Source organism: Chrysiogenia bacterium (assembly GCA_020434085.1).
In the GTDB taxonomy this organism is placed as follows: Bacteria; JAGRBM01; JAGRBM01; order JAGRBM01; family JAGRBM01; genus JAGRBM01.
Map to the genome: position 1 here is coordinate 1 of JAGRBM010000299.1, position 12,038 is coordinate 12,038.

At 63.9% G+C, this 12,038-nt stretch carries 11 protein-coding genes; 4 read left to right on the plus strand and 7 right to left on the minus strand.

Annotated features, from left to right (window positions below):
- Together KDH09_10360 and KDH09_10365 are read left to right on the plus strand one after the other, a co-directional pair.
- Nucleotides 1-259: hypothetical protein (locus KDH09_10360; protein ID MCB0220086.1), on the plus strand; the 259-nt coding region annotated here is incomplete at its 5' end.
- A gap of 155 nt (nt 260-414) precedes the next feature.
- Nucleotides 415-1,899, plus strand: a complete 1,485-nt coding sequence (locus KDH09_10365; protein ID MCB0220087.1) for a hypothetical protein — start codon at nt 415-417, stop codon at nt 1,897-1,899.
- 90 nt (nt 1,900-1,989) lie between these two features.
- Here KDH09_10365 and KDH09_10370 read toward each other — a convergent pair whose 3' ends face one another.
- From KDH09_10370 to KDH09_10390, 5 genes are all read right to left on the minus strand, one after another.
- Nucleotides 1,990-2,754, minus strand: a complete 765-nt coding sequence (locus tag KDH09_10370) for an SDR family NAD(P)-dependent oxidoreductase (GenBank protein ID MCB0220088.1) — start codon at nt 2,752-2,754, stop codon at nt 1,990-1,992.
- On the minus strand, nt 2,751-3,719 hold the full coding sequence (locus KDH09_10375; protein MCB0220089.1) for an NADPH:quinone oxidoreductase family protein: 969 nt from the start codon (nt 3,717-3,719) through the stop codon (nt 2,751-2,753). Before KDH09_10375 ends, KDH09_10370 begins: the two co-directional genes overlap by 4 nt.
- Entirely contained in the window at nt 3,716-4,600 is an 885-nt protein-coding gene (locus KDH09_10380; protein ID MCB0220090.1) for a class I SAM-dependent methyltransferase, read from the minus strand. The genes KDH09_10375 and KDH09_10380 overlap by 4 nt, the downstream gene beginning before the upstream one ends.
- Nucleotides 4,601-4,685: 85 nt before the next feature.
- Nucleotides 4,686-5,918, minus strand: a complete 1,233-nt coding sequence (locus tag KDH09_10385; GenBank protein ID MCB0220091.1) for an acyl-CoA desaturase — start codon at nt 5,916-5,918, stop codon at nt 4,686-4,688.
- A 175-nt stretch (nt 5,919-6,093) separates the two neighbouring features.
- Complete coding sequence (locus KDH09_10390) at nt 6,094-6,882, minus strand: enoyl-CoA hydratase/isomerase family protein (protein MCB0220092.1); 789 nt, start codon at nt 6,880-6,882, stop codon at nt 6,094-6,096.
- A 178-nt stretch (nt 6,883-7,060) separates the two neighbouring features.
- Between KDH09_10390 and KDH09_10395 the strand changes: the two genes are divergently transcribed.
- The gene (locus tag KDH09_10395; GenBank protein ID MCB0220093.1) at nt 7,061-7,687 is read left to right on the plus strand and encodes a TetR/AcrR family transcriptional regulator; all 627 of its coding nucleotides are present in this window, start codon (nt 7,061-7,063) and stop codon (nt 7,685-7,687) included.
- Here KDH09_10395 and KDH09_10400 read toward each other — a convergent pair.
- Nucleotides 7,684-8,955 carry an endonuclease/exonuclease/phosphatase family protein gene (locus KDH09_10400; GenBank protein MCB0220094.1) on the minus strand — a complete coding sequence of 424 codons (1,272 nt, stop codon included), beginning with the start codon at nt 8,953-8,955 and terminating at the stop codon, nt 7,684-7,686. The genes KDH09_10395 and KDH09_10400 overlap by 4 nt on opposite strands.
- 195 nt (nt 8,956-9,150) lie before the next feature.
- Here KDH09_10400 and KDH09_10405 point away from each other — a divergent pair, with 195 nt between their 5' ends.
- Complete coding sequence (locus tag KDH09_10405) at nt 9,151-11,157, plus strand: protein meaA (GenBank protein MCB0220095.1); 2,007 nt, start codon at nt 9,151-9,153, stop codon at nt 11,155-11,157.
- Nucleotides 11,158-11,291: 134 nt separating this feature from the next.
- Here the strand turns inward: KDH09_10405 and KDH09_10410 are convergent, their stop codons facing one another.
- Nucleotides 11,292-11,963, minus strand: coding sequence for an outer membrane beta-barrel protein (locus tag KDH09_10410; protein MCB0220096.1), 672 nt, complete (start codon nt 11,961-11,963; stop codon nt 11,292-11,294).
- Between the last annotated feature and the right edge of the window lie 75 nt (nt 11,964-12,038).

Below are 12,038 nucleotides of genomic sequence, written 5' to 3' on the forward strand. Positions count from 1 at the left end.
CGGATACGACGCCGTCGTGACCCTCGAGGACGGCTTTGTGGGCGGCGAGGATTCCTGGCGCGGGCTTGCGGGCCTGGTGGCCGGGACGCTGGCGGCGAATGTCACGGACCTGGCGGCGCGCCGGAGCGGCACGCTCCCGCGCATCGGCAAGGTTGGCAGCCGCCACGGCCAGACCCTCTCGCAGGAACCCACGGTTATCTACGACACTTACGGGCTCTCCATCGACGACATCGTCGCCGCGGTGACCGCGCTGAGCTAGCCTGATCTGGAGCTATTCGCGAAAGCCCGGCCCCTGCGGCCGGGCTTTTTGTTTGCGCGGCGGAGGCGAGTATGCTTGCGCGGCCAAGCAAAAACTCTCGCGCCCGTCCTGCCTGCCGCGGCGGACACCGCAGACTGAGGAGTCGTGAAGACCCGATGAAATCCCGCAACCCGATCGGCACGTTGTGCCTTGCCCTAATCATTCTGGCGCTCGCAACGAGCGCCGCTCATGCCGAGGACAAAACGCTCACCCGCACCCTCGATCCTGTGATCGTCTCGGGCGAGAAGCTCAAACCCCTCTGGAATGCCAAAACCGAAAGCCTGCGGCTGATGGCCCTCCAGGGCGGCAAGCTCGTGCCCATTCCCTTCCAGATCGATAAAATCGATCCCGACGGGAACTACATCATTGCGATGGGGACCGTGCCCAAGGACGTGATCGAGGAGGTCGATCTCGACGACCGGCCAGAGTCGGAAAAGCGCGCCGAGCGCATTGAAGACTTCGAGAAGCGCCGCGAAAAATACCGCAAGCGCGTTGCCAAGGGCGAGCTTTCGAACGAGGCCTTCGAAGCCCTGCGCACGGCGGCTTACCACACCGAGCAGCTCGACGCGCTCGACTATAACGACGAACTCGTTTTCATGGCCCGCGACGCCGGCGGCCGGGTGGCAAAGGAGAAGTGGCCCACGCCCGAAGGCCTCGAACTCACGCTCAAGGATCCGCTTACGAACGCCACCGGCTGGGTCTATCTGCTCTACTGGAAAGCCGGCCTGCCGCCGCTTGGTTCGGACGCCGACTACGTGAAATACGAGCCCAACGGCGACATCGTCGAAACCTCGATGATGAAGCTCGACTTCGTCGACGACAAACCGCTCATCATGGAGCGTATCTTCCCCCGACGTGCGAACGGGGACCAGCTCCCCAACATTGTCGATCGCTTCAAGATGCGCATCAAGATCAAGCCGACGCCGCTGTTCTGCATGTCGCTCAATTTTGATGAGAGCAACATCGAGGCCTTCACCGTGGGATACAAGGACGGACCGGTCCGTGTGATCCGCCGCAACATCTTCTGGCTCAAAATCGCCGGGATCAAGCTGCCCTTCGTGCCGCAGGCCCAGGTCTATTACACCTTCTACGAGACGGGCCTCACCGGGCCGGCGGAAGTCCAGAATCCCTTCGACCCGACGCTCCTGCTCTGCAAGGGCAGCGTGGGCGGCGGCGGCATGGATTTTCTCAAATCCATGAACGGCGCGCGCGTCACGACCGAGGCCAACCCCGGCACTGCCGTCTTTGACGGGCACATGAGCGAGGCCGAGGAGAACCTCGTGCGCGACAACCAGCGCTGGGCCTCCATCGTGCGTGAGGCCGACAAGACCGCCTTTCTGATCCGCATCGTCCAGGGCGAGCGGCTGCGCAAGGCCGGCGTGAACAACCAGCTCTTCTACTACGACGATATCGACATGGACATGGAACCCGAAAGCGAGCCCGGCGCCCGCTACGCCGGATTCGGCGTGAACATCCTGCAGGTGCCCAAGGGCACCTTCAAGCTCTGGTTCCACATGTACGTCACCGCCGATTACTCCGACGAGAAGCGCGCGGAGTATCTCAATATTGTGGATTACCCGGTGGTGGTGGACGTGGAGTAGGGCGCAGATTCAGATCAAATAACCGCCAAGTCGCCAAGGACGCCAAGGATGAAGCGAGCGCTCAATCCTTCTTGGCGACTTGGCGGCTTTCTATTCCGCATCATTCCCCCGCGCGAGTAGCGCAGCGACCCGCGCCCGTAGCGGGGCGGGCAGGGCGCCCAGCAGCTTGACGCCAAGGCTTGCGCTGGTGGGGAAGGCGATGTCGAGCCGGCCGTCCTTTGCGGCCCCCAGAATGAGCCGGGCGGCTTCGGCGGGCTCTACCGCCAGGGCGGTCTTGAGCTTGTTCCCTCGAATCATCGGCGTCTTGATGAAGCTCGGATAGGCGGTGGTAAAGCCGATTCCCTGGGGGAGAAGCTCGGCGCGGGCGCACTCGATGGTGGCGGCCATGGCCGTCTTGCTCGCGCAGTAGGGCGCCTCGCCGGGGAAGGGCGCGAGCGCCGCGAGGCTCGCCACCACGATGACGTGGCCGCTGCCCGCGGCGACCATCGCCGGGACGAGCGCGTCCAGCAGGACGTAGTTCGAGAGCGTGTTGATCGCAAAGTGATCGCGCGCGGCCCGCCAGCTTGCCCCCGTAAAGTGCACCGGAAAGTCTATTCCCGCGTTGGCGACGAGCAGATCGACCGGCCTTGCCGGGTCGAGTTCGCGCGTGAGGATGTTTTCCAGCCCCTCGCAGTCGGACAGATCGGCGACGATGAGCTGCGCGCTTCCGGGCAGGGACTTCGCCAGTGCTTCAAGCCCGGTCTGGTCGCGATCGAGTAGAACGAGCTCTGCGCCGCTCTCGGCGAGCTGGCGCGCGAACTGGCTGCCCAGCCCGCCGGCGGCGCCGGTGATCAGCGCGCGGCGGAACTTCTTCACGGCACCAGGATGAGCTTGCCCGTGCTGGCGCGCCCGGCGATGTCGGCCATTGCCTGCTTGGCCTCGGCAAGCGGGTAGGTCTTCGAGACGAGCGGCTTCACGGTGCCTTCCTCATACATCTTGTAGAGGGCATTCATTCCGTCGGTGACCATTTGCGGCTTGTGGTTGCGATACTCACCGAAGTGCAGACCGACGATGGCGATGTTCTTGAGCAGGATGCGGTTGGCCGCGATCTCGGGAATGCGGCCCGAGGCAAAGCCGATCACCACGAGGCGCCCTTCGAAGGCGATGCACTTGGTCGAGAGATCGAACACGTCGCCGCCTACGGGATCGTAGATGACGTCGGCGCCGTGGCCCCCGGTGATTTCCTTGACCTTCTCGTGCCAGCCCTCGTCCTTGTAGCTCACCGCGAAGTCGGCGCCGAGCTCCTTGCAGACTTCAAGCTTTTCGGGCGAGCCGGCCGTTGCGATGATGCGCGCGCCAAGCGCCTTGCCGATCTGGATGGCGGCCGAGCCCACGCCGCCGGCGCCCGCATGAACGAGCAGCCATTCGTTCTTCTGGAGCTGCCCGCGATGGACGAGGCCGAAGTAGCTCGTCTGGTAGACGATGGGGAAGGCGGCCGCGTGCTCGAAGGTCATGGCGTCTGGAATGGCCCAGACATTGTCGTGGGGGCAGAGCGCATACTCGGCGTAGCCGCCCTGGGTGGTGGCCATGACGCGGGTGCCGGGCCTCAGGGATACTCCCTCGCCGACGCTCTCGACAACGCCCGCGATCTCGCCGCCGGGCGAGAAGGGGAAGGGCGGCTTGTGCTGATACTTGCCCTGGACCTGGAGGACGTCAAAGAAGTTGACCGCGGCGGCCTCCACTTTTACGAGCACCTGCCCCTTGCCGGGGCTCGGGGCGTCCACGTCCTTGAGTTCGATCTCCTCGGGTTTGCACCACTGCTCGACAATCCACGCTTTCATTTCTTGCTCCGTTTTTTTGTCTTCTTCGCGGAAGCTTTAGCAGGTTTCACGCGCGCTTCCAGTAGTTGCCACGGGCAGATGTCCATGGGCGGGCGCCAGGGGCCCGGGTTGAGGGCCTCGGAATCGAGGACCTCGGCCGTATCGAAGCCGCAACCACGCAGAAAATCGAGCGCCTGCGGCGCAGAGTCGAAGAGCCGGTCCTCGAAGCTCGCGCCCACGAGCAGGCCCAGCGCGCTGGTGAAGAACTTCGAAATGCTGCGGTAGCGAACGAATCGGTCGCGGGTATAACACTCGGCCTGGTAGGTGCCGCCGCCGGCGGCGCGCAGCACGCTCGCGATGTTGGTAAAGGCGGTGCGCTTTTCATCCATGTTGAGGTAGTCGGCCACGCCTTCGGTGATGACCACCACGCGCTGCTTCTTTTGGGGCGCAACCGGAAGTGAGCCCAACAGATCCGCGCCCAGCAGGTCGGCCGTGCCCAGGTGGTAGTTGGGGGGCAGGGCCACGCCGGCTCTCATCAGGCGCTCTCGCTTGGCGGCGACCATGCCGGGCAGGTCGGCTTCGACGTAGGTGAGCTCTGGATTGTTGCTCGCAAAGGTCAGCCCGCGCGGCGAGAGCCCCGCGCCGACCTCGAGCACGTAATCGGGGGCGAGCTGGCGCAGGCGCTCTTCGTGGACGAAGTGACGCACGAACAGGTGCTCGCTCTCGTGACGAATAATCGGCGGTAGCAGAGGGCCGCCAAGGCGCCGCAGGGTCTGCGTCGCGTTGAACATGGTCCGCCCTGTGGGCGTGTCGAAGATCCCGGAGTTTGGAAAGCCCGCGCGGACCCAGGCCTGCGCGGTGTAGTGGGCGGTGGGGGCGATGCGTGCGTTGCCTTCAGCCATGAGCGTTCCTCAGTTTCTCTCGATACAAGAACGCCCCCGGATCAACGGGGGCGTTCTTGTTGTCGATCACAATGTATCGCTGCGCTCAGGCGGTCTCCGCGTTGGCGCTGAAGAGTTCGGCGACCTTCTCGGAGGCTTCCTGCGCGGCCTTCTGCCAGTCGTGGGCCTTGGTATGGGCCTTCTGCGCGGCGCGGGCGGTTGCCAGCGAGACGCTGCCGGTCGCCTTGGAAGCGGCCTCGGCGGCGGCTTCGGATGCGTTGGCGGCAGCCTCGCGTGCGGCATCGGCCCAGCGCAGCGCAGTCTCGTTGGCTGCATCGCGGGCACGGGCCGCGGCCTGACGGGCTGCCTCGGCTGCATTGGCGGCCGATTCGCTGGCCGCCTGCGCGGCATTGGTGGCCGCGAGCTGAAGTGAAGCGGTATCGAACTTGGGCAGCTTCACCTCGTAGGATTCGTAGTGATTGGCCTCGCGCACCTTTTCCGGGCAGGTCTTGATGTCCCAGACGATGCCGAACCACGAGGCGACCTTCAGCGTGTAGTAGCTGATGTCGATCTCCCACCAGTAGAAACCCTGCGCGCAGGACGACTGGTAGTAGTGGTGGTTGTTGTGCCAGCCCTCGCCCAGGGTAAGCAGTGCGAGGATGAGCGAGTTACGGCTCGTGTCGGTGGTGTGGTAGCGCTGGCGGCCGAAGTGGTGGGCCAGCGAATTGATGAAGAACGTGCAGTGATAGTTGAGCACGGTCGAGACGAAGAAACCCCAGATCAGGCCGGGGAATCCGCCGATCAGGAAGCTGGTAATTCCAAGCAGCATCGGCGGAACAAACTTGTTGTTCTCGATCCAGACGATTTCGGGGTAGTCGTACCATTCCTTCACGAGCTCGGAATCGGTGTGATCCCACTTGCCCGAGAGGATCCATCCCACGTGCGACCACCAGAAGCCGCCGCCATACCAGGGCGAGTGAACGTCGCGGATGGTGTCGGAGTAGCGGTGGTGGACGCGGTGGTGGCTCGACCACCAGATCGGGCCCTTCTGGGCCGACATGGCGCCGCACCAGGCGAGGATGAACTGGAAAACACGGCCCGTTTTGAACGAGCGGTGCGAGAAATAACGGTGATAGCCGGCGGTGATACCCCAGATACGGATGAGGTAGTTGACGACCAGCAAGATGAGCGCGGTTTTGGTCAGGGGCGTAAAGAACGCGCCGACCAGGGCGATGGCGTGAATGGACCAGAACGCGATGACGCTGGGCTCGGTCCACTTGACGGGGACGGGAATGGAGTTGGACTCATTGCGTCCGGGAATCTCTTCGGTTGCTTCCATGCAGTCGTAACTTGCCTTTCGAAAATGACTGGAAAAGTCAGTGGGCGGGGCGGGAGTAAATTGACACAAGGGGCCCCCGCGCATGCCCTCTGCAGCGGACAATCTACATGATTTCGGGGGTCAATGAAACCAAATTCCATGTCAGACTTCGGTGACGAAACCGCTGAATCCCGCGTCATTTGCCCTGAAAGCGCGGTTTTCGTTTCTGGAGAAAGGCCGCAACGCCCTCCAGATTGTCCTTGCTGCCCGTAGCAGCCTGAACGCCTTTCATCTCGGCGGCCAGCCCGGCATCGAACCCTTCGCGCTCCCCCGCGAGCGTGGCCTCCAAAATGGCAGCCACCGCGATGGGGGGCTTGTCGGCCAGCGAGGCGGCAAAGGCCTCGGCCTTGGGGAGCAGCAACTCGCGCGGGTAGACCCGGCTGACCAGCCCGTGGGCGAGCGCCCGCTCGGCGTCCCAGCGCTCGGCGCGCAGCATCATCTCCAGCGCGGCTTCGCGTCCCACGACGCGCGCCAGCCGCTGCGTGCCGCTCCACGCGGGCAGCACGCCCAGGTTGATCTCTGGAAGGGCGAAAGTTGCCACCGCGCTGGCAAATCGGAAGTGGCACCCCAGCGCGATCTCCAGCCCGCCGCCCATGCAGGTGCCGTGGATGGCGGCAATGATGGGCTTTGGGGAGCACTCGATCGCCTCGATCATGGCATGGCGCTCACGCAGGTTTCCCTCGAGCCCGCCGGCGCCCATGCCCTTGCCGAATTCCTTGATGTTGGCCCCGGCCGAGAAGGCGCGCTCTCCCGCGCCGCGGATGATGAGGGCGCGGATCTGCGCATCGGCGCCCAGTTCCTGCACGGCGGCGGTGAGGGCCTCAACGGTGTCCTGGCTGACGGGGTTGTGCGGGGGATCGTTGAGAATAAGCGTGGCAATGGCGCCGCTCTTTTCAACGATGACGGGGATGCGTTCTTGAGTCATGGCTAGCCTGCCTTGCCCGATGGAGGCGCCCGCCATGCTAGGCGGATTTTACGCCGCCGGGAATGTGTGATAAGTTAACAGCGTAAACATGAGGGCCCACGTCGGAACCACAACCATGGCGAGCACATCCAAAACCAGCACGCGCGCGAAACCCGCTGCCCGGAAATCATCGGCCAGGGTGTCGAAAAGCAGTTACCATCACGGCAATTTGCGCGAAGCCCTCGTCGACGCGGCGCTGGCGCTGGTCGAGGAAAAAGGCCCGGCGGGCCTCACGCTTCGCGCGGCCGCCCGCAAGGCGGGCGTCTCCCAGGCGGCGCCCTACCGGCACTTTGCCGACAAGGAAACCCTGCTGGCCGCCGTGGCCGAGAAGGGTTTCCACAACATGGCGGCCTTCATGCGGGAGGCCTGCGTCCCTTATAAGGACGATCCACTCCGGCGCCTCAACGAACTGGGCGTTTCCTACGTGCTTTTTTCCGTGCAGCACCCCAACCAGTTCCGCGTGATGTTCGGCCCCGAAGTGGCCGACAAGAAGAAACACGCGGACCTGCACAAGGCCGCGCAGCAGACCTTCTCCCTGCTCACCCAGGGCATCGCCGATTACACCGGCAGCGGCCAGGCACCGGCCGAGATCAAGACGGGTAAGGAAGCTGCGCTGGCCGCGTGGGCCATCGTCCACGGGCTTTCCTCGCTCATCGTGGACGGCCAGCTCGAACCCATCGGCATCAAAAAGAAAGACATCGAGCAGGTCGTGCGCTCGGTGCTCGCCTCCGACCAGATCCTGCAGTCGAAGTTCGTCGGTAGCTAGAAAGTTACGTCCACCACAATCGGATCGTGATCGGAGAGCAGGACGCCCTCGTGGCGGGGCTTGTAGAAACTCTGGGGCGCGAGGCTCACGCGGCCGCTCTCCTCGCGAATCTCTGCCTCACCCAGCGCGCGCACGCCCCGTCCCGAAAACCAGTCGATCTTGAGCGGCGCCACGCCGTTCCAGGGCTTTAAACGCCAGGCGAGAATCTTGACGAAGATCTCGGGAAGATAGTCGCGCACCTTGCTCTCGGAATCGAAAGTGCCCACCTCGTAGCGCGTCGTGCCGACCGCCAGCGCGTTGAAGCCCTTCCAGTCGAAACCCGCGGCGTCGAGCGCGTCGAAGACCGGCTTGTCATAGATCTCATGGGGATGGACGTAGTGGTGGATCGCGTGGGGGAAGCCCCCGCGCAGCATCTTCTTGAAGATGTTCCATGCCAGCCGCGGGATGCTTTTGAGATCATAGGTCGTCGTGTTGAAGTCGCCGCCCAGCACGCAGCGCTCGGCCACGCCGCGTTCCTCAAGTCTGGCAAGAAGGTCGCGAAGCTGGGCGCCGCGCTGGAAGGGCGCCGCGCCCGAGTCCAGGTGCGCGGTGGCAACCGGCAGTTTCCCAAGCGGTGTCTGCACTTCGGCCCACAGCGCCTTCTTGTGGCCCAGCCGTTTCTCGGAGCTGTGGAACTTGTCCTTGGTAATGGAGACACTCACATTCTCCGCGCGCAGGATCGGGTAGCGAGAGAGAATTGCGTTGCCATGCAGGCCCAGCGAGTTTTCTTCTCCCGAAGCACCATCGCGGATGTTGCCCGGGTCGAGGCACAGATAGGAATTGCCGAAGACGTATTCGAATCCCAGCGCCTCGGAGAGCTCGCGCGCAACGTCGCGGTTGCCTGAGCGCGCCATGCCGATGTCCACTTCGTTGAGGAGCAGGACGTCCGCCTCGGAAAGAGCAGGGTGATCCTTGATGAAGGCGATCTGCCCATCGGCCTCCTTGCCGCGCTCGATGTTCCAGGACGCGACGCGCACGAAGCGAGCCGGCCCGGTCGGCGCGGGACTTGCCGGCTTTGCGTGGGCGAGGGCGCGGGTGACCCGGCCGATCTCTTCGCCTTGCTCTTTCCACAGGGGAGAGGCCGCCAGTGCCGGGCGCCTTGCGATGCGGCGCAGCTCCGGCACGATGCTGGTGAGCTCATGCGAAATGGACGCGGGCGTCTCCAGACTCACGGACTGCGAATCGAGGTGCTCGTCGTGCATGGGCGCAGATGTCTTGTTGTTGCTCACTGTTTCCGCTCCCAAACGTGCGCAGCAATGACGTGTGTGTCAGTCTGAAATGTTTTTCGCTTGCTGAATCCCGGATTCTCCGGGTAATTTGCGCTTGCCCGCTTTGCCGGAGGCATTTCCACTCACGCCGGGCACACGCAATCGCCTCACAAGCGAGCCGCAGCATACCAGATTATTTTCGTGGAGTACTCAGCCATGAGCGAAAACAACCAGACCCCCCCGCGCGATCGTCCCTGGATGATGAGGACCTACTCGGGCCATTCCTCGGCACGGGCCTCCAACGAGCTCTACCGGATGAATCTGACCAAGGGGCAGACCGGCCTCTCGGTGGCCTTCGATCTGCCCACGCAGACCGGCTACGACTCGGACCACCTGCTCTCGCGCGGCGAAGTGGGCAAGGTGGGCGTTCCCGTCTCCCACATCGAGGACATGGACATTCTGTTCAAGGAAATCCCCCTCGACCAGATGAACACCTCCATGACGATCAATGCCACGGCGGCCTGGCTGCTGGCGCTCTACGCGGCGCTTGCCGAGCAGCGGGGACTTGATCGCAAGTCGCTGGCCGGCACCACCCAAAACGACATCATCAAGGAATACCTCTCGCGCGGGACCTATATCTTTCCGCCGCAGCCCTCGCTTCGCCTGATCAGCGACATGGCCGCCTACACCTACCGGGAAATTCCCAAGTGGAACCCGATGAACGTGTGCAGCTACCACCTGCAGGAAGCCGGCGCGACGCCGGTGCAGGAAATCGCCTACTCGCTGGCCAACGGCATCTGCGTGCTCGACGCCGTGCGCGATTCGGGCGCGGTGCCGGGGCCGGACTTTCCCAGCGTCGTCGGGCGCATCAGCTTCTTCGTCAACGCGGGCGTCCGCTTCGTCGAAGAGATGTGCAAGATGCGCGCGTTCGTCGAACTCTGGGACGAAATCACGGCCGAGCGCTACAAGGTCGAGGACGAGAAATTCCGCCGCTTCCGCTACGGCGTACAGGTCAACTCGCTGGGACTCACCGAAGCCCAGCCCGAGAACAACGTGCAGCGCATCGTGCTCGAGATGCTGGCAGTGACGCTCTCGAAGAAGGCCCGCGCCCGCAGCATCCAGCTTCCGGCCTGGAATGAAGCGCTCGGTTTGCCGCGCCCCTGGGACCAGCAGTGGTCGCTACGCATTCAGCAGGTGCTTGCCTACGAGACCGACCTGCTCGAACACGGAGATCTCTTCGATGGCTCCCACGTCGTTGAAGCCAAGGTTTCCGAGATCAAGGAGGCCGTGCGCGCCGAGCTCAAGAAGATCGAGGAAATGGGCGGCGCGATGGCCGCGATTGAGAACGCCTACTTCAAGCAGGCGCTGGTTGCATCGAACGCCGCGCGCCTTCGCCGCATCGAGTCGGGCGAGCAGATCGTCGTGGGCATGAACAAGTTCACCGAAGCCGAGCCCAGCCCGCTTACCTCGGGCGAGACAGAGCAGATCCTCAAGGTGGACCCGGCCGCCGAGCGCGAGCAGATCGAGCGCCTCAAGGCGTTCCGCTCCAAGCGCAGCCAGAGCGCCGTGGACGATGCTATCCGCAACCTCAAGGAAAAGGTGAAGAACGGTGAGAACATCATGCCGGTCTCCATCGAGTGCGCGAAGGCGGGGCTCACGACCGGCGAGTGGGGCGACGCCATGCGCGAGATTTTTGGCGAGTTCCGCGCCCCCACGGGCGTGGGAGGCCAGGTGGTCGGCTCGCTGGTGACCGAGCGCATCAAGCGCGTGCGCCAGAAGGTGCAGGACACCGAAAAGCAGCTCGGCCGCAAGCTGCGCATGCTCGTTGGAAAGCCCGGCCTTGATGGGCATTCCAACGGCGCCGAGCAGATCGCGCTCATGGCGCGGGAAGTTGGCTTTGAAGTGATCTACGAAGGCATCCGCCTGACCCCCGAGCAGATCGCCCGCAGCGCCGCCGACGAGGACGTCCACGTGGTGGGGCTGAGCATTCTCTCGGGCTCGCACATGGAGCTGGTTCCCGAGACCCTGCGCCTCATGCAGGAGTTCGGCGCCGGGGAAATTCCCGTGGTAGTGGGCGGCATCCTTCCCGAAGAAGACCAGCCCCAGCTTCTCAAGGCCGGTTGCAAGCGCGTCTACACACCCAAGGATTTCGAGTTGGGCACCATCATGGAAGACATCGTCGAAGTGGTGCGCGAGGCAAACGGTTTAGAGAGCGCGGCCTAGCCGCGCAACTTTGCAAAGCCTCTCCGTGAAAGGGCAAGGGGATTTCGCCCCTCCTCAAGCCGCACAAAAGCAAGCGCCGCGTCCCCTTCCCAGTGGACGCGGCGCTTTTGTTTGGTGGTTACGTGGCCAGAGGCTTATTCGAAATTGATGCCGACGTAACCGCCCGTGGAGAAGTAGCGGGTGTGGGTGTCCGAATGCTCAAGGCCGTGGGTGTAGCGGAAGTCCGCACCGATCGAGAGCTGGTCCACCAGCACGTATTCCACGCCGGCGCCAAAGTGCAGGCCGACATCGAGATACGAGGTGTTGTTCGAGGGCGGCGAGTTCACGAGGAAGGCCAGGCCGACCGGGATCACCCAGGGGCGAATGGGGCCCATGGAATCCAGGCGCAGCTTGGGCGCGACGGTGACGTTGAGCTCGCTCACGCTGACCTTGGTGAGGGCCGGGGTTACCGTGCCGCCGCCAAGACCTGTCACGATGGCGCTGCTGGCCTGCGCCACGCGCTTGTCGGAGAAGCGGGAGTAATTGAGAAAAATTTCGCCGAGCAGGACGTTGCCGCCGAGTTGGTCGGGATCGGTGAGTGCCAGATCAAGGCCCGCGCCAATGGAGCCGCCGCCTTCGTTGCTGTTGACGCCCGTGAGGGTGTCGGTGAATACCTCGCCGGCGCGGTTGTCGTTGAGCCGGCTGTAGGCGAAGCGGAAGAAGACCTGATCGAGCTTGTCGCCCGCGTGGGCGGGCTGCGCGCTCAGGGCCAGCGAGAGGACGGCGGCGAGCGCCACGCCCAGTGTGATGGTGATTGATTGCCTCATGGTTGATACTCCTCGGGAGCGGCTAGACTGGAGCGGCGCTGAAGAGGGGCCGCCGGCCGCGTTTACTTGTACCTA